Source organism: Streptomyces sp. NPDC005408 (assembly GCF_040606445.1).
Lineage (GTDB): Bacteria > Actinomycetota > Actinomycetes > Streptomycetales > Streptomycetaceae > Streptomyces.
Genome location: NZ_JBEXEX010000032.1, coordinates 12,248 through 30,208 on the forward strand (window position 1 = coordinate 12,248; position 17,961 = coordinate 30,208).

The following is a 17,961-nucleotide window of genomic DNA, read 5'->3' on the forward strand; positions in this document are numbered from 1 at the left end:
CGTCATGCTCCTCTTCGCAGCTGTACGTCAGTGGCCTCGGCGTGGCGGCCGAGGCGTTCCAGAACCGTCGCGAGCCTGGTGACGGCCCATCTCAAGTCGGCCTGCCTGCTCGGGTCCTGGTCCACCAAGCCCCGGTAGAGGCGGACGGCCCGCCGCGCCGGTTCTACCGCACGGACGGCCCTGCGCCCGTCGTGCCGGCCACACAGACTCAGCGTCCCGGCCAGTCGGGAGAGGAGCCACGCGTTCTGGGACAGCGGTTCATCGGTGCGACCGGCCAGCGCCTGGCAGGCCTCCTCCGCCTGAAGGGCGGTGCGCCAGGCCGCGGCCTCGTCACCCGCCATCGCCCGCCCGTCGGCCAGCCGCAGGAGAGCGAGGCAGAGGGGCCGCTCCTGACCGGCCGGGTCCGTGACGATCAGTCGGCGCCGAAGGCGCACCTCATGCTCCGAGACACCGACGGCGTCGCGGAAGCGGCTCGTCATCAGCAGCGCACTGCCCAGCTCCGCGCAGGTGTTGGCAAGGTCCACCTCATGTCTCCCGTCGCCGGCCGACAGCTCCACACGCAGTTCATACGCCTCCCCCAGGGCGGGAACCGCCCGGTCTGCTGTCGCCCAGGACGTCGCGTAGCTGGCGCCGAGGTCATGCAGGCAGAAGGCCAGCCCCTGGCGCCCCTCCTCGTCGACGTTGGACAGCCGGCGGTAGAGCGGTAGCGCCTGACGCAGCAGGATGCGCACCGCGACGTGCCGGTCGTGCTTCCAGTACAGGTCGGAGCCATCGTGGAGGGTGGTGGCGTACCCCTCCGTATAGAGACTGGGGGCGTACTCGCTGAGGCGGCGCCGGATGGCAATGGCCTGGTTCAGGGCGGCGAGCATGTCCGTCGGGCGGCCCAGGATGTCGCAGGAGCGGGCGAGTTTGAGAGCGGTTCCGGAGTGAGCTTGCAGGGCGCTTGCGCTGAGCGGCAGTTTGGCGCGCGCGTAGATCTCGAGGGCCTCCTGGAAACGCTCCACCGCCGCCTCGTGGTCGCCGGCACCCGCGTGGAAGGTGGCGAGCATGCTTACCGAATGGGCCAGGCCGGGCTCGGTGATCCCGTACGGATTGCGCGCCAGGGCCCGGCGATGCTTGATGGTCTCTCCCATGGACTCCCGCGCCGCAGCGTGGTCCCCCGCGTCGAACTGCTCACAGGCAAGGTTGTGCAGCAGCTGCGCCAGGGTGGAGCGGTGGACTTCAGGAACGTCCTCGGCCACCGGGCGCAGCAGTTCGATTGCCTCCCGTGCCGGCGCCATTGACTCGCCGGGTGGTCGTGAGGCGGAGTTGTAGTCGACCGCCAGGGCCATCAGAGCGTGCGCGAGGTCGGCGGCATAGGCGTCCGGGTTCTCTCTCGCCAGCCGGCGAGAAGTCTCGACTGCCTCCTCGCTGAGCGACAACGCCTCTGGATGCCGCTGGAGGCGCCAGAGGTTCGTGCCTCGCTCCTCCAGCGCCGTGGGGAGCAGGAGCGGGTCCAGATCGGGGTGTTGAGCCACCAGCTCGCGGGCGCGCCGGACGGCCTCGTCCGTGTGGTCGTCGGACCTGGCGATCTGGTCGAAGGGAATCGCGCTCGGGTCGAGCTGCCAGACCACCCGTGACTGGTTGATGAGTGCCCGCACCAGGCCGCTCTCGCGTTTCTCCCCCTCCTCGCCGCCCTCCGCCGCCAGCGCACGGAAAAGGCTCAGCGCCTGATCGCCGACACGGTGTGCCTCCATCAGGCGCCCGGTCATGCGCAAGGCCGGCGACAGCACCAGCAGCGAGTCGGCCCACTCCGTGCGGTGCGTCGTCGCCCCGTCGGCCGCCAGCCCCTCGCGAATCGCCGCCGCGTCGTCGGCCGCCTCCCGGGCGTCCTCCCAGTCGCCGACCGCCAGGTGCCGCTCGGCCAGGTTGTGCAGCGCCCACGCGCGGTCGCGGAGCGCCTGCGGGCCGTCGCCCGTGGCGCGGCACAGCCGGCTCAGTTCGCGGGCGACGTCGAGCGCGTACTCGCGCAGCACATGGGACTGTTCCGGCAGCGTGTCGGAGTGTGCGCGCAGCACGGTGACAGTCAGCGGCGCGTCGGTGGGTACGGAGCGCAGTACCTCGCGCAGCCGGTCGATGACGCTGTGCGCCTCGTTCGTGCGGCCCTCGTTGGCGTGGGCCACGGCGGACCGGGCCAGCACGGTGAGGGTCTGCACCCGCTGGTGGTCCGGGGCCGGGGCAAAGAGTCTCTTGAGCAGCCCCGCGTCGCGGATGATCTGGTCGGAGGCGTGGTACTCCGCCAGCCGGTCCGGCTCCAGCTGGCCCCAGTAGCGGTCCTCGGACGGCGGATACAGGTCGCGCAGCCAGTCGGCGATGTCCGGGACCGGCCATTGCGGTTCATCAGGCAGCAGCCGGGCGATGATTCTCCGAGCCTCCCCCTCCTCCTGCGCGGGACACAGCACGGCCGCCGCCACCGCTTTTGCGAGCAGGTTCTTTTCCCGCCGCCCCATGCCCCGCTCGTCGGCGGTGTCCAGCCAGTACCTCTTCTCGTGCCCCAGGAGTTCGGCCTCAAGCGGGCCGTCGTCCCGCTGGGGGGTCCGAACGCGGCGCAGCAGCATGGCCAGGGCCGCCATCTGCACGGTCAGCGCCGTCTCAGCCCCCGGGCCCGCTCCGGGGCGGGCGGCCGGGATGGTGTCCGCGAGCCCGGGCCAGTCGAGGTCCGTCTCGCCAGTCGCCTCCGCCAAGCGGCGGGAGAGGTCCCGGGCCGCCGTCCGGAACGCGAGCTCACGGTCCGAGACGCCGGGGCTGAGCGCGTGCAGCCGAATCTCGCGGAGGCCGCCAGTCACCCTGTCCTGCCAGGAGCCGAGCGAGCGGGCGAGCAGCAGCAGGCGCACCGGATGCCCGGCCATCGCCGTCTGCTCCCGCAGCTTCCTGACCAACTCGGGCCGGGTCTCGGCGTAGTCGACGACCAGCAGCAGGGGGTGCTGGACGGTGCGCAGCACGTGCAGGTCGCCCGGCTCGCGGACCACCTGACCCGCCACCCAGCCGCGGTCCCGCAGCCGCGTCATCAGCTGCCGCGCCAGGCGGGTCTTGCCCTGCCCGCCTGGGGCGGTGAGCACGCGGACGGCGGGGAGACCGTCCGAATCCGTCAGACACCACCGCTCCAGGTCGTCGAGCGTGTCCTCCCTGCCGTGGAACGACACCACTTCGGTGTCGGCCCGCAGCAGCATGATGGGGGAGGCCACCTCCCGTTTGGGTGGCGCCTGCTCCAACAGGCGGGCGAGCTCGGCCGGTTCGGGGTGCGGTTCGACGGAGGTCACCTCGCGGACCACCGCGCGGAACTCCTCACAGGCCAGCAGGTCCTCGCTGCGGGTGTACCTCAGCCTCGTGCCCTGCCTCGGCCGGCGGTCCACTCGCACCACGCCGAGCAATAGCGTCTCGCCGCTGGGAAAGACAGCCGCGCCCGACATCCCGGACCATGGGGTGGTCTTCGCGGCGGTTTCGTAGTCGAGCCCCGCGGTGTCGGTCTCCAGCAGGCCGGCGTCGTCGAGGATCTCGAAGGTCGTGCCACCGTGCGGCCTGACCTGGCCGATCAGCAACTCTCGGTGCCGGCTGATCAGCAACTCCCCGTCCCGGCCGGTCACGGTCCGCTGCTGCCGTGGGAATCCCAGGGCGGCGACCTGAATTTGGGACCCGCCCGTCACGCACCTGCCCCAGCGCTGCGGGCGGCGGCCGAGTGCGCCGCTCAGCGTGTCGGGCGGCGACCACTCCGGGTCGTCGGCCGGGACCTCCAGCAGGGCGGCGTCCACGGTGTCGTCACACCGTCGCCACCGCACCCTCGCAGGGGACCTTACGGCCGAGTCCGGGAGGGATACGGTGATCCCGCCTTGCACGTCCTGCGGCGGCAGCAGATGCGCGGCGGTCAGGACGAGCCGCGGCGCGATCAGATAGCCGCTGCCGAAGCTCGCGCTGCGGACCTGGACGACCTGCTTCTCTTGCATCAGCCCGCCCCCGGATCACTCGGCTTACTCGACATCGCCCACTGCGACGTCCCCGCCACCGCGGTGCTCCGGGTTGAGGCGCAGGGTCACGCGCTGGGTGGACCGTGCCGAGCGCTCCCGGCGGGCGTCGGCCTCCACGACGCCGAACCGAAGCGCCCCGCCGCCATTCCTCGTCCGGACCAGCTCGATCTCGAACTCCGCGGTGATCTCGCCCAGCACAAAGCGCAGTTGGGAGCCTTGACCGCGACGCTGTGCCTCCGACAGCTGGCGTCGCAGCACCTCAATGGCGTCAGCCAGGTCCAACCAGTCCTCGTCGTGCTCACCGCGCTCCATGCCACACCCTCCGTCACCACGTCATCATGCGCACACATCCTAGTGATCCTGAGTCAGAGATTCGTCGTTGGTGACCGATGCGCAGCGAAAGAAGTTCGAAGGTGCTCCGGTGCCTGATCAACCTCTGCCTACGTGAAGGGAGTTCACGTGGAGGATGCCATCGGCTAGCGTGACGCGGCGTCACCCGCCGGACGACGCCCGCCGCAGAGCAGTGATGCTCATGCGTGTCCGGCTCCCCCGCGCCCATACGAGGGCCTGTCCGGGAGGAACGTACGGCCTCATGTTGAAACGATTCGAACTCCCTGTCCGAACTGGGACGATGAGGAGACGGCGGCCGGTGGGGACTCGCCTGCTGCTCGCACTGTCCGCCGCCCTTGCGGTGGTCGCCGCAGTCCTGGGCCTGCCGCAGACGTCGCAGGCCGCCCCTGCCGCGGTGCAGGTGTATCCGGTGCCCTCGATCTACGAGGCTTCCGCCGACTACCGGCTCACCGCGAACGGGCAGAGCGTGCCCGTCACCCGCTACCCGGGCTACGACATCGCCCAGTTCGCCATCGGTAGCGGCAGCGCCGAACTCGCTCTCACAAAAGTCAACAACACCAATATCGGAGCCTATTCGATAAGCCCCGCCAAGCTGAATCTCACGGGCACGGTCAGCGGCCCCATCCTGAAGTTCACCGTGCAGAACCACGAGTACCTCATCGTGAAGCTGGACGGCCGCCCCAAACTCGTGATCGCCATCGATCCCGCCGAGACCAACCGGCCACCGTCCTCGGGCGCCGGCGTCTTCAACGTACGTAGCGCGCCCTACAACGCACAGCCAGGACCCGGCTACTCGACGACGGCCTTCCAGGCCGCGCTCAACGACGCCGCGGCGTGGGGCTCGGCAAACGGCAGGCAAGGAACCGTATACGTGCCGGCCGGGGTGTACACGCTCGGAAACCTGTACCTGCGCAGCGACCTCGCCCTCTATCTCGAACCCGGCGCCGTGCTCCGCTACACGGGAGAGCGCGAACACTACGACGTCCACTGGCACAAGGACTCGCAGCAGCGCGACATCACCTGGTTCCTGTCCACCCGTTACTCGTCCAAGAACATCTCGATCTACGGACGAGGCGTCATCGACGGAAACGGGAAGGCGTCGCTGGCGCCCGACAACCTCGGCGTGAACCTTCTGACCCCGATCTACACGACGAACTTCAGCGTGGACGGGATCACGTTCCGGGAGTCCAGCAGTTGGGCGATCATGCCGACGCGTTCCTCCGGCATGAACTTCCGCAACATCAAGATGTTCAACCGGTTCGACATGGGCGAGAACGACGGCATCGACGTCATGGAGTCCACCGGGGTCCGCGTCACACACGCCATCGGCATCGGCCTCGACGATCCGTTCAGCACCAAGACCTGGAACAGCGACGTGGACCTCTTCCGCAAGGTGCCGGGCAACCCGAGGCCCTTGGAGGACGTCGTCTTCGACGACCTCGTCTCCTGGACGTACTGCTACGGCGTCAAGGTGGGGCAGGGAGTGATCCAGCCTCAGTCCGGCGTCACGTTCAGGAACGTCGTCGTGCACGACGCTGCTGTGGGCATCGGAATCCACCACAAGTACGGCTCGGCGCGCGCCACCGGTGTCCGGTTCGAGAACATCGACATCGAGAACCTGAGCTTCACCAACGACCACAACCGCACCTGGCTCGCGCTCTGGACCGGCAACACGCTGGGCGTCGGACCGGTCAGGGACGTCACGCTTTCGAACATCAAGGTACGCAACGCCGGCGTCACAACCGCCCGGATCAACGGCCAGCCGGGTGCGCCCATCAGCGACGTCGTGCTGCGCCACGTGCTGATGCCCGGCAACTCGGCGCCGGCCACGACTCTGGAGCAGATGAAACTGACCAACCTGTCCGATCACGGGACGATCACCATCGAGCCCTAGGCAGCTGATGTGCCCTGAGGTCCATCGGCCCAGGGCCATCGGCGCATCGGCACACGCAGAGGACGTTCGCCCGCGTCCCGGTACGGAAGGGCAGGCCGAGCAGGTTCGCCGTGGCATGCAGCCGCACTGTCAGACGTCTGGTGATGCCTGTTCGGGTGTGGGCGGGCCGCCGAAACCGTGCGCGGACAGGTCGAACCAATTTCCTTCCGGGTCCATGGCGCGGTACTCGGCGAAGGGGCGGGTGGTGTGCCGTTCCGCCGGTTTGAGAGCGCCGGCCGATTCCAGCCTCTCGGAAGTTTCGGCCGTGTCCTCGACGTGGAATCCGAAGTGGTTCATGCCCACGGGCGTATCGCCGTCAAGTTGATGACTGAGCAGTGCGAGCGAGAAGTAACCGTCGCTGAGGAAGCAACTACCGTCCGGGTCCCGGTGGAACACTGTCATGTCGAAGACGTCGGAGTAGAAAGTGGCGAGCGCTTCGGGGTTGCGGACCACGATGGCCAGATGACGTAGCGCGGGCTTGCCCATGATTGTGCCCTTCTTCGTGGCTGGGGTGCGAGGACCTATGCCCCAGGTGTGTCGGTGGTGGACAGCGGCACCATGTTGTGGAATGCCGTGATGCTCCATTGGCCTGCGCCGGCATCGAGTTCCACCACCGCAAGGGCATGTGTCCTGGCCAGGACCGTCCCGTCGGCACCGGTAATTTCGGACTCGGCGTTCACTGTGGCGATGTCATCGCGAAGGTAACGGATGTCGCGGACGCGGGCCACGAGAGTCGAGCCTCGGTAAACGGTCCGGAAGAGAGCCTCATGTCCTGCCGCTATACCGACGCGACCTGATGGTTTGTCTCCTCTGACCGTGGTGAAGTCGCAGTCCTCCGCGAAGTTGGCGGCGAATCGGCCGGCATCACCTTTGGCCCAGTGCTCGGCCATGGAGGCCCACAGTGTTCTGATGCGGTCGTCGTTCGTCGGAATGGTCAAGCCGTTGCCTCCATCTCACGGGCCATGGTCCGTACACGCAGGGGAAGTTCACGGCAGCCGGACTCGAATTGGCCGAGCGGCGGCGGCGCCCAGGCACCGAGCGCGTGGTACAGCACCCCGCCCCGCCGTTCGAGATAGCAGATGATGTTGAGTGGCCAGGCAGTCGATGTGAAGACGTACTGATCCATGGCTGTGGGGTGCTCGCTCAGGGCCGTGGTGCGCTCGAGTGGAGGCCCAATGCGATGCCAGTCGGGATGCATGTGTATGGATCCCAGCAGCTCCAGGCCGGCCGCTTCCGCCTCCTGTGAGGCGCGCAGAAGGTCGCGGGAGTCGACCCACCACCCGCGGGTCTCGTTCTCATAGGCGGGCCCGTACTTGGGCACGATCGACTCGGCGAACTCCTGCCGTGCCGCCGGGTCATGGGTCCGCGCGTTGGCGGCGAACACGACGTGCTGAGCGTGTATCACGGTCTCCTCCGCAGTGCCCACGAGGAGTGCGAAGCAGGGCAGCGGCGACTGGGGGGTGATCTGGTTGTACTTGTCGACAGCGGCGATCAGAAATGCGGCGAGCGCTCGATCGTCGACCAGGACGGTGGGGGGCGCACATGCGTGCTCGTCCGTTAAGTGCATGACAAGGAGACTCCACTGGGGGGCGGCTCGGCCGAGCCGGCAGGTTGTGCTCCTGTCCGGCCTGGTCGCGAAGTCTCGGCATGCTATGCGAGAAGTTCTTGAGAGTTCAAGAGTATGGAGGTTTCCGGCCTGTGCGGGGCGGGCGGCTTAGGGCCTGTTGTTTGGATCAGGCCGGATCAGTGAGCGGGGTCTGGTGCGTGCGAGCCCGGCAAGATCCGAACGACAGGCCCTAGGGGGTACCGGAGCCGGCCCGCTCCAGGGCGGCGGAGTCTTGCCGCACACGCGAATCTCGTCAACCTACGGGATTGCAGGGGACGCCCGCACTGCCTGCCGCTTTGCGGGCGCACCCCGGCAACTCGTGAGATCCACGCCTGCTCGGACATCCGTTCTGACGGCGGGTGGCGCTCAGGTAGGGTCCGCGTGCGCGCGGCTACTGTGGCCGCGGCGTATGCAGCCCGGGCGACGGTGTCTCAACTACGGGGGAATCTGGTGGGTTTCATCTTTCATGTGCTCTTTCCGCTGATCATCATCATGTTGATCTGGGCTGCGTACGCGCTCATACGCAGGACCAAGGAGCGGCGTGCGGCCTGGGAGAGCGGGCTGACCGCCCGGGCGCGCGTCGTGCGCGCCTATGTCAGGGTCCAGATGGTCAACAACGTGGCCCGGCGCATCCAGTATCACGAGTACGACTTCGTCACGGCGGACGGGCGGCCGGTCCGCTTCGAGGAAGCCGGCGGGCCGTCGAGCCGGGGCGAGGGCGACGAGACGGTCGTGTACTACACGAGCGAGCAGCCCGAGACTGCCACCGCGTCGGAGCCTGTGCCCGGCAAGGACATGGCGGGGGCCGTACTCGGTGTTGGCATCATCGGTGTGGGTGTCGTCATCCTCCTCAACGTGATGATCAAATACGGCTGAACGCGATCGGCCCCGACACCCTCGTCCCGCGGCCGCCGAATTTGGACAGCAGGGGGTTGGCGGAGAATGCCGGTATGCCATCCACCTCTCCCGCGTCCCGCCTGGTGGCTGCGGCTCCCTGGGCTCGGCTCCGTCTCTCGGACTTCGCCAGCGCGGCCCGTCTCGTCCATGAAGTCCCTCAGCCTTTCATCGTCCTGCAGCCGGCCACGCGTCCCATGGCCGTCGAGTCGGAATGCGTGGCGGGTCGGCGGGCTGGGCGCCGCCGCAGTTTCGGACGCCGGTCGGGTGCTCTGCTCAGACGACCGGCTGGCCGATGCCCAGCATGTTTCCCTCGCTGTCACGGAACCAGGCAGCGCGTTCACCTCGTGCGCCCTTGCTCGGGTAGCTCCCCTCGATCTCGGCGATCCCGTCCCTCGTTCGAAACCCAGGTACGTCGACCTCTTCGAACACCAGTAAGCCCTGAGCCCATGAGGGTCATTGCACCCTAGGACTCCCCGGCGCGGAAGCCGGTGACCCGAGAGCCGGCAACACATTGCCCAGGTTCTGCTAAAGGTTGTCTCGTACGGCCGTGGTCGCTGCCGTTGGCGGACCGGGTGCTGCTGGACGTCCGTCAGGGCCCGACGGCGCTCGCGATCGTCGATCCGGACAGGGAACTGGAGAAATCACATGCGCGCCAACCGCATCATGGCGAACCTTCGGGTGGCCGACGTCGACGCGGCGAAGAGCTTCTACACCGACTACCTCGGGCTGAGCACCGAGGAGTTCAACATGGGGTGGGTGGCTCGCTACACCTCCCCCGAAACCGGGGCGAACATCCAGCTCGTCACGCGTGACGCCACCGCATCCGAGGACTCGGTCGTCTCCGTGCACACGGACGACGTTGACTCCGCCTACGCGGAGGCGCAGGAACTGGGCTTCGAAATCGTACGCCCGCTGACGACGGAAGCCTGGGGCGTGCGCCGGTTCCTCGTCCGGGCACCGGACGGCAACGTCGTCAACATCGTGCACCACCGGGACTGAGCCCTTGCCAGAGGCGCTGGCCGGCCACCCGCTACGACGAACTCGCCTGACCGTCCGTGGCGGCGTCGTACTGAAGGAGTGGTGCGGGACCCGGAGCCTGCCCGGTCCCGCACCGTGCGGGCCGCTACAGCGCTCGGGCGAGCGCGATCGCGCCCTGGAGGCGTTCCCCCGCCTCGTAGACCATGTACTGCACCCCGTCCTGTGTGCCGAACGAGGGTGCCGCGACGCGTCCGTTGTCCGGCGCGCCATTCATGGAATTGTGGAAGACGCCCAAGTGGCTGCGTCGGGAGAAGTCGTTGCCGACCTCGGTGATCATGAGGTCGCCGCCGCTGCCCTTGTCCTTGTTGTAGACGACGTACGCGCTGCCGTTTCTGGTCAGCAGATGCGGGCCGCCGATGTTGACCGCGCCGACGTCGGAGTGGCGGACCAGCGGTTGCCGGTCGAATGTGAAGGTGCGGCCGTCGGGCGACCAACCCCAGCAGATGTCACGGTGGTTGGTCGTGTTGTTGAGCATGAACAGCATCACGTAGCGGGCGCCCTTGGACGGCAGGTCGTGCCGGAAGACGCGGGCGTAGGAGGTCTCGGTGGTGCCCGAGGGCATCATCGATGTGCTGAGCACGACCTTGTCGTACGTGAAGTGGATGCCGTCCTTGGAGCGGGCGAGACGCGTCGTGGTGTTCTCGCCGTGGAAGTACAGCCACATCTCCTTGGCGTCCTCGTTCCACAGGACGTGCGGGGACGACACATGGCTGACCCGGTAGTGGGGCTGCCAGTCGTTGGAGACGATCGGGTTGGCCGGGTACTCCGTGTACGGGCCCTCCAGCGCGTTGCTGTAGGCGAGGCAGATGCCGCCGGGGGCGTCGTGGGGCGCGTAGTAGAGGTAGTAGCGGCCCAGCGAAGCCGGGACGCGGCCCGAAGTTCCCCTGATACAGGGGAAGATGATCTCGCCGGTGGGGTTGTACCGCAGCTGAGAGGGCGTCAGCAGCGTCTTGAGATAGCGGTAGTCGGGGAATCCGCCGGGGGCGGCGGCCGCGGTTCCCCCGGTCGTGCCGCCGATGGCGAGGACCGTGACGGTGGCGGCCGCACCGCGCAGAATGTGGCGGCGGCTGGGCTGTTGGGGCTCGTGCATGTCGTGACTCCGTCCCGGGAGCTGATGCCGGCAATGGGGGTGTGTCAGAGATAGGTGGCGGCGGTGACGCAGAACCCGCCGAGCGCGACGGCCCACACGTACGGAAGGGTGCGCAGCATGACCTGTTGCGGTGTCACCCCCGAGTACTGGGCGCTCCACACCGTCTGCGTACTGGTGGGGTCGGCGACGCCGAAGACCTGGTTGTAGGAGGTGGCGAGACCGAGCACGGCGGTGGCCGGGTAGATGCCGGCGGCGATGAGGACGCCGGCGATGCCCGCGCCGAGGCCGAAGACGTTGAGTGGGCCGCGGTAGAGGCAGAGCGGCACCAGCACGGTGAAGACGAGGACGAACAGCACCGCGTTCTGCGGGCTGACGGCCTTGACCAGCGGCTCGAGCGCCTCGACCGCGCCCGGCAGCTTCACCGCGGCGAGCAGGATGCCAATCGCGATGAACAGGGCGATCGGCGGGGCCGCGATCTCGAAACCGCCGTACAGCGTTCGCAGGAGCCGCTTGTTCATCTCGCGTGGCCGGGTCGTGGTCACCAGGGCGTAGAGCACACCCGCCAGCAGGGACGGGATGATGGCCACCTCGAGGCCGAGGGCGAGAACCAGCGGCACGACCGGTGTCAGCAGCGCGTACCAGGGCGCGTCCCCGAGGTGTTCCCGGCGCGAACGCGGCTTGGCGGCCGGGGACTTGATCGACCAGGCATGCTCGACGCCCCGGCGGCGCGACTCGACGAGGACGAAGGCGACGGCAGCGACCAGGGCGAACGGGAACAGCTTCACCATGAAGCCGCGAACGGTCGGGACCGGCAGTTCGAGCGCTGTGGAGAAGAACTGCCAGATCGGCAGCTCGAAGGGAATGCCCACGGCGATGCCCATCAGGATGGTGCCGGCCGCGGTGACCTTGGGGATGCCCACGGCGATCATGGCGGGAATGCCGATGATGCCGGCCAGCATCGCCGCCGGCGCGGAACCGGTCACGGTGCCGACCAGGGCGGAGACCGCGAGGACGCCGAGCGCGACCACGGTCGGCCGGTCACCGCCGAATTCGACGATCTTCCGTACGAGTGTGCCGGCGATACCGGTCTCGTCGAGCAGCTTGCCGAGCCAGGACCCCAGCAGCACCGCGATCATCGTCGCGGCGAGGGCCGGGGCGCCCTCCTGAAGGACCGTGTCGAGGATGCTTTCCCTGCCGGTGAGCGGGGCGCCGGAGACGAAGGCGATGACGACGGCCAGCAGAACGAGGGCGAAGGCCGTGGGGAGCTTGCGGGCGAGCATCGCGGCGACACCGGCCGCCATGACGATCAGGATGACGATGCCCATGGCGGTCAGTTCTCTCTTCCGTTCGAGGCGAGGGCGGCGGTCAGCAGGAGCGGGCTGCGGCCGAGTCCGCAGACGGTGCGGGCGTGCGCGTGGGCGGCGATCTCCTCGGCACCGGCGACATGGCCGAGGAGACGGTGGCGGCCGATCCGCAGCACGACATGCCCCAGGGACCTCTTCAGCGCGGCCTTGGCCGGTCCGTGGTGGAGCTGTTCGTGCACGGCTTCGTGGGCGAGGGCGGCTGCGCGCACCGAGCCTTGCGGGTACCAGTGGCGCCAGCCCCGCTGTTCGATCAGCGCTTCGGCGAGGGCGAGGGTGTCGGTGTAGAGCTCGACGGTCGGGACGGGCCGTGAGGTGTAGCGGGCCAGCAGGCCGAGTTTCAGGCCGCCGTCACAGTCCACGACTCGGGCGCGGGCCGGAGTGGCGGGTATCGCGGCCCCGAATTTTTCGGCGGCGCATGCCCAGGCGCGCAGCAGCGCCCGGTCGCGCCCCTCGTGCGTAGGCGTCGCGGCGAGGAAGTCGGCGGCGAGGTCGATGTCGTCGGCTGCTTCCAGCCGGGAGATCGCATCCGGTGCGGCCAGGCCCGCCGCGCTCGCGCCGGGCGTGGTCGTCTCCGTCGCTGTCCTGTGGCGCGCGGTCATGTCCGCACCTCCAGGACGGCGACGACGGGCTCGTCCGCGGGCCGGTCACGCAGCTCGCTGCGGGCGAGGGCGAGCAGCGGTTCGGGGTCGAGTACGCCGGAGAGATCGGCGATCCTCGAGCCGAGCAGCAGCCGGACCGCCGGAGCGCGTACTCCGCCGTCTCCGTACGAGGTGGTCTCCCGCACCAGTGCGGCCAGCACGTCACCCGCCCGGCCCACGGTGGTGGACTCCACCTGTGCGTCCGCCACATGGAGCCTGACGACACCGTCGGCGTCGACGACCCGTACGGGACGGCGCGTGGCGCGGAACCGGCGGCGCGACTCGGCGCCGTACACCGTATGAGCGGGGGTCCCGGCCAGTTTCCGGACCGCGGACGGGTCGGTCCTGAGACTGGCCGCCGCCGTGCGCAACCGCTCTGCCTCGTCGGCCCGGTGCGCCCGGTCCTGCGTGCGCAACTCGGTCGCGCCGGTGGCGACGGCCCGCACGGTACTGGTCTGCGGATCGACGGTGACCTCGACCTCGACCCCGTCCGCGGCGGCGCCCTGGGCGATGACGGCTGCCTCCGCCTCGGCCCGTACGGCGAGTATCTGCTCCTGGCCGGCGCCCGGGATGATCCGCTCGACCTGCTCGCGGACGAGCGCGAGGGCGACGCCGATGGGGCTGATGACCTCGTTGTGGCGTGCGATTCTGCCCTCCATTGCGCCGGCGGCGGCCAGATGCGGGGTCACGCTGGCCGCGCCCCCTCCCCCGCCCACGAGAACCGCGGTGTCCTTGTCGAGCCGGTACTCGCGGATCATCGCGTCGACAACGGCGCGGACCTGTGCCGTACCCGCGTCGAGGATGCGGGCGGCAGCCGTCGCGACGTCGAGGCCGAGCCGGGCGGCGAGCGGAACGAGCGCCGCCTTGGCGACCTCCTGGTCGCAGCGGGCGAAGTCGCCTTCGGGGACCCGGCCGAGCGCATTGGCGGCGCAGGTCATGGTGACCGCGTAGCGCCCGCCGGCCGCGTCGAGCACGGCGTAGTCCGCGGGGTCGCCGTCCATCGGCCGGACTGTGGTGACGCTTGCGTCGCGCAGGTCGTCGAGCGTGGCGTAACAGGCATACGACAGACCGGCGATGTGCGCGCTGCGTGGCCCGACCCCGGTGATGCTCCCCTCGCTGATACGCACCATCGATCCGCCGCCGACGCCGACGGTCCGTACGTCCAGGGCGTTCAGGTACGACTTCTTGCCGAGGACGGTGGCGTGCCGGACGGCGACCTTTCCGCGCCGTACGACGCTGATGTCGGTGGAAGTGCCCCCGGTCTCCAGGAACACGCCCTCGCTGATCCGTTCCTGCATCAGTGCACCCGCGACGCCCGCCGCAGGTCCCGACAGCACGGTCAGCAGGGGTCTGCGCCGCATCTCGTCGAGCGACATCACTCCGCCGTCGCAGCGCATCACCATCAGCGGGGCACCGACACCGGCCTTGGTGACGGAGGCGTCTACGAGGTCGGCGGTGGCCAGCATCCGCGGCAGGATCGCCGCGTTGACGACGGCGGTCCGGGTGCGCTTGTGCAGCCCGTACAGCGAGGTGATCTCGTGCGCGGCGGTCATCGGCAGGCCGTGGGCGCGTGCGCTCTCCAGCACGGCCGTCTCCCCCTCGGGCCGGTCGACGCTGAACGGCTCGCTGGCGACGAGGACATGGGCCCCCTCCTGCACGACCGCGTCGACGGCGGCCCGGACCGCGCCGGTGTCTTCGGGGTCGGCGACGTGGGCATAGGCGAGCGGAAGTCTTTTGCCGGGGGTGAGTTCGAGCTTGCGCAGTGCGGAGAGCCGGCGGGTCAGGAGAGCGCCGGGGCCGGTCCCGATGCCGATCAGGCCGACGGTGGCGACATCACCCTCCAGCAGGGCGTTGGTAGCCTGGGTCGTGCCGTGGGCCAGGAAGGCGATGTCCTGCGGGGCGTGTCCGGTCTGCTGGAGCAGCCGGTCGAGCGCTTCGACGATGCCGTGCGCGACGCCGTCCTCGTGATGGTGGCTGGTGGGGACCTTCACCTGTCCCAGAAGTTCCAGGGTCGCGGCGTCGACGGCCACGGCGTCGGTGAAGGTTCCGCCCACGTCGATGCCGACGCGGATGCGGTGGGTGGTCATGGTTGTGCACCTCCTTGTGCCGGTCGGCGCGATGCGCGGGCGGGCCGGGTGGGACAGGTGGAGCTGTCCCGCCAGGCGGTCCGCCGCGCACGCCCCGTCGGATGTTCAGTAGCCGCGTACGTCGGGCCAGTGACGCTGGACCCCGTCGCGGTCGAGCAGCCTTGCGAACTCCTCGAACCTCTTCTCCTCGGACTGGACCTGGTGCGGTTCGACTCCCTCGGCCAGACAGTGGGCGGCGAGGGCGCCCGCGACCTCGCCGGCGTTCCACTCCACCGGGTGAAGCCGGTAGCAGCCGTTGGTGATGTGGGTGGTGCCGATGTTCTTGCCGGCGGGCAGGAGATTGCGGACACGGCGCGGGAGCAGCGCGCCGAGCGGGATCTCGAAGGGCACGGAACCGATGTCGATGTAGTTGTCGCCCCCGGTGGAGGGGTGCAGATCGATGCGGTAGCTCCCGACGCCCACCGAGTCGCGGTGCCGCGTGCCGCCGTACGGCCCAACGAGGTCGGTGGCGACGTCGTGTTCGGTGACGGTGGTGACGGCCTTGATGCGGCGGGACTCGCGCAGATACGGGGACTTCGCGAGGCCGTCGGCGGTGCCGGTGACGTCCGGACGGATCCGCAGCCCCGGGAAGCCGGTTCCGCCGTCCTGGCGCGGGGCCTCGGTCTGCAGCCAGTACACGAGGGACAGCGACAACTGCCGTGCCTCGTGCAGCGCTTCGGCCTCCTGGCCGATGAAGGGCTTGAGCCAGTAGTCGTTCAGCGGCCAGTTGACGAGGGTGATGTCCGAGTCGAAGGCACCGGGGCGGTGCAGTTTGCGGGCGAGGATCCGGCGGAAGCCCCACAGCTCTTTGTCGCCCGCGTCCGCACTCTGGTCGGCGGTGACGTCGAGCGGATCGAGGGCCGGGTTCGGCACGAACGTGCGCGGAACCGGCTCCAGGGCGCGCGGATCGGGGGCCTCGAAACCGAGCAGGGGTCCCGGCCAGAAGCCGGGCCGGTAGGAGCGCCAGAAGTCGTAGTCGGCGGGGCGGTCGATCGTGTGGTCCTGGCCCTCGTGGTGCGAAAGCGCGAAGCAGACCGTGATGCCCTGCTGATTGAGGGGATCGGCGTCGTCGGGAGCGTGCGGTTCGTCGAACTCGGCACGAGACTCGGCGCCCACCGCGTGTTCCACTCCGGCGAGTTCGAGCAGTTCGCCCGTTTCGGTGGCGTCGATGACATACCGGGCAGAGACCGTACGACGGCCGCCCTCACGCAGGTCGTCGAGTGTCACGGAGCGTACGACATCGTTGTCAGCCACGGCGGCGACGGGCACGTGCTCGGTGAGAAGAGTGAGCCGGCCCGACGCCCGGTGGGGCGCGAGCATCGACTCCAGCACGGCCAGGGCCGCTCGCGGCTCATGGCAGAGCTTGCTCACCCGCCCGGCGCCCGGGTTGAGCCTCGTCAGCGCGAGCGCCTCGGACCGCAGGGGATACCACCGGCGGTAGTACTCGCGGATCCCCTCGCGCAGGGCGCGATAGCTCGCCGTGGTGCCGAACTGCTCGACCCAGGGGTGCTCGTCCGGCGGCACGGCCTGGGAGGTGAGCTGTCCGCCGATCCAGTCGGTCTCCTCCGTGAGGACGACGGTGCGGCCGGCCCGGCAGGCGGCGAGTGCCGCTGCCACACCTCCGAGTCCGCCGCCCACGACGAGGATGTCCGGTTCGGGTATCACGTATCTCCTTGTACGGGTTCGGCGCTGCGTGCGGTTCAGTTCCGTTGTCGGTGCGGTTCGTTGTCGGTTCGGTTCGTTGTCGGTTGAGTCCGGTTGCTGGTTCAGGTGGTGACGGGTGGCGGGCCCGCGGTGGCGCCCGGCCGGAAGAGGCAGGTCACCAAGGGTTCCTCGGCGTCCTCCCCCGCCACGAGGGCGGCGAGCGTACGGACGGCCGCCGCGCCCAACTCCGGGCGCGGTATGTCGAATCCCGTGGGCTGCGGCCCATCTGCCAGATCGGCCGGCGGGCTGCCCAACAGCGCAAGGGAGACGTCACGCGGGCTGTCGAGCCCGGCCTCACGGACGGCGTTGCACAGCGCTCGCCAGGCCGCTCCCGTGTCGGTCTCCTCGGCGACGAAAGCGGTGACGCCGTCCCTGAGCCACTCGCGCAGCCGCCCGGCGGTCAGCTCACGCTCCGGGTCCGCCGAGCGGAAAACGGCCGCGGGGCCCGCGGGCAGCCCGGCGGCTTCCATGCCCTTGAGGAAGCCGTGCTCGCGGTCGGTCGAGGCCGGCGCGTCATCGTCCTCGCGCACAAGGACAATCCGCCGGTGTCCCGCCCGTGCGAGGTGGTCCACGACCTCACGGCTGGCGCTGACGTAGTCGGCGCCGACCCAGGCGAGGCCCTCCAGTTCGTCCCTGCGGCCCAGGTGGACCACGGGATATCCGTCGGCCACCAGCCGCCGCAGTTCGTCGGCGGGTGCGTGGCGGCCGAGGAAGAGACATCCGTCGGCGAGCCTGACGCGGCTCAGCGCGTCCGGTCCTCCCGCCCCCGCGCCGCCGCTGCTGGACCCGGTGAAGAGCACCAGGTCGTAGCCACACGCCGCGGCCTCCTGCTCGACACCGACCAGGAAGGGGTAGTACGAGTGCTGCACATCGGTGGGAAAGGTGGCGGTGAAGCTGAAAACGCCGAGCAGGTTGTTGCGCGCCGCCGCGAGCCTGCGGGCCGCAGGGTCGGGTACGTACCCCAACTCGCGGGCGGCGTCGAGCACCTTCTGCCGGGTCTCCTCCGAAATCGTCGCGCCCTGCTTCTTGTCCGCCAGTACCAGCGACACCGTGGCCTGCGAGACACCGGCCAGCCGTGCGACCTCGGCCTGCCGCGGCCGTGACGTACGGCCCGTGGGTGCGGGCGCACGGCCGGGCCTGGAACGCTTCCGGGGTTCCTCCACCCTTGCTCCTCCTCGTCGTTAATGCGTATTACTAATGCGCATTAACGAGT

The 17,961-nt window shown here is 69.4% G+C and carries 14 protein-coding genes and 1 pseudogene; 3 read left to right on the plus strand and 12 right to left on the minus strand.

Annotation, left to right across the window (positions count from 1 at the left end; all coding sequences use genetic code 11):
* Positions 1-2: 2 nt before the first annotated feature.
* Both ABZS64_RS26020 and ABZS64_RS26025 read right to left on the minus strand, forming a co-directional pair.
* Entirely contained in the window at positions 3-3,980 is a 3,978-nt protein-coding gene (locus tag ABZS64_RS26020; protein ID WP_355834285.1) for a tetratricopeptide repeat protein, read from the minus strand.
* 24 nt (positions 3,981-4,004) lie between these two features.
* Entirely contained in the window at positions 4,005-4,313 is a 309-nt protein-coding gene (locus tag ABZS64_RS26025; protein ID WP_355834288.1) for a trypco2 family protein, read from the minus strand.
* 337 nt (positions 4,314-4,650) lie between these two features.
* Between ABZS64_RS26025 and ABZS64_RS26030 the strand changes: the two genes are divergently transcribed.
* The gene (locus tag ABZS64_RS26030) at positions 4,651-6,246 is read left to right on the plus strand and encodes a glycosyl hydrolase family 28 protein (protein WP_355834291.1); all 1,596 of its coding nucleotides are present in this window, start codon (positions 4,651-4,653) and stop codon (positions 6,244-6,246) included.
* A gap of 129 nt (positions 6,247-6,375) precedes the next feature.
* On the opposite strand, the gene ABZS64_RS26035 is transcribed toward ABZS64_RS26030, so the two are convergent.
* The 3 genes from ABZS64_RS26035 to ABZS64_RS26045 are packed head-to-tail and all read right to left on the minus strand — an operon-like array spanning position 6,376 to position 7,852.
* Positions 6,376-6,771: a VOC family protein gene (locus ABZS64_RS26035; protein ID WP_355834294.1), complete on the minus strand. Its 396-nt coding sequence runs from the start codon at positions 6,769-6,771 to the stop codon at positions 6,376-6,378.
* A gap of 35 nt (positions 6,772-6,806) precedes the next feature.
* Positions 6,807-7,223, minus strand: a complete 417-nt coding sequence (locus tag ABZS64_RS26040; RefSeq protein WP_355834296.1) for an SgcJ/EcaC family oxidoreductase — start codon at positions 7,221-7,223, stop codon at positions 6,807-6,809.
* Positions 7,220-7,852: a hypothetical protein gene (locus ABZS64_RS26045; protein ID WP_355834299.1), complete on the minus strand. Its 633-nt coding sequence runs from the start codon at positions 7,850-7,852 to the stop codon at positions 7,220-7,222. The genes ABZS64_RS26040 and ABZS64_RS26045 overlap by 4 nt, the downstream gene beginning before the upstream one ends.
* 531 nt (positions 7,853-8,383) lie before the next feature.
* On the opposite strand from ABZS64_RS26045, the gene ABZS64_RS26050 reads away from it, so the two are divergent.
* A complete protein-coding gene (locus tag ABZS64_RS26050; RefSeq protein WP_355834302.1) occupies positions 8,384-8,767 on the plus strand; it encodes a DUF3592 domain-containing protein in 384 nt (127 codons plus the stop codon).
* Positions 8,768-9,061: 294 nt separating this feature from the next.
* On the opposite strand, the pseudogene ABZS64_RS26055 reads toward ABZS64_RS26050, so the two are convergent.
* Positions 9,062-9,220, minus strand: a pseudogene (locus tag ABZS64_RS26055) (VOC family protein); the annotation flags it as partial.
* A gap of 213 nt (positions 9,221-9,433) precedes the next feature.
* Here ABZS64_RS26055 and ABZS64_RS26060 point away from each other — a divergent pair.
* Entirely contained in the window at positions 9,434-9,787 is a 354-nt protein-coding gene (locus ABZS64_RS26060; protein ID WP_355834304.1) for a VOC family protein, read from the plus strand.
* A gap of 124 nt (positions 9,788-9,911) precedes the next feature.
* Here ABZS64_RS26060 and ABZS64_RS26065 read toward each other — a convergent pair whose 3' ends face one another.
* The 6 genes from ABZS64_RS26065 to ABZS64_RS26090 form a co-directional block, all read right to left on the minus strand.
* A complete protein-coding gene (locus ABZS64_RS26065; RefSeq protein WP_355834307.1) occupies positions 9,912-10,916 on the minus strand; it encodes a hypothetical protein in 1,005 nt (334 codons plus the stop codon).
* A gap of 44 nt (positions 10,917-10,960) precedes the next feature.
* On the minus strand, positions 10,961-12,241 hold the full coding sequence (locus ABZS64_RS26070) for a TRAP transporter large permease subunit (protein ID WP_355834310.1): 1,281 nt from the start codon (positions 12,239-12,241) through the stop codon (positions 10,961-10,963).
* A 5-nt stretch (positions 12,242-12,246) separates the two neighbouring features.
* The gene (locus tag ABZS64_RS26075) at positions 12,247-12,879 is read right to left on the minus strand and encodes a hypothetical protein (RefSeq protein WP_355834313.1); all 633 of its coding nucleotides are present in this window, start codon (positions 12,877-12,879) and stop codon (positions 12,247-12,249) included.
* Positions 12,876-15,005: a hydantoinase/oxoprolinase family protein gene (locus ABZS64_RS26080; RefSeq protein WP_355834316.1), complete on the minus strand. Its 2,130-nt coding sequence runs from the start codon at positions 15,003-15,005 to the stop codon at positions 12,876-12,878. The genes ABZS64_RS26075 and ABZS64_RS26080 overlap by 4 nt, the downstream gene beginning before the upstream one ends.
* Before the next feature lie 105 nt (positions 15,006-15,110).
* Positions 15,111-16,709: an FAD-dependent oxidoreductase gene (locus ABZS64_RS26085; protein ID WP_355834319.1), complete on the minus strand. Its 1,599-nt coding sequence runs from the start codon at positions 16,707-16,709 to the stop codon at positions 15,111-15,113.
* Between the two features lie 101 nt (positions 16,710-16,810).
* A complete protein-coding gene (locus tag ABZS64_RS26090) occupies positions 16,811-17,911 on the minus strand; it encodes a LacI family DNA-binding transcriptional regulator (protein ID WP_355834322.1) in 1,101 nt (366 codons plus the stop codon).
* Positions 17,912-17,961: the final 50 nt, after the last annotated feature.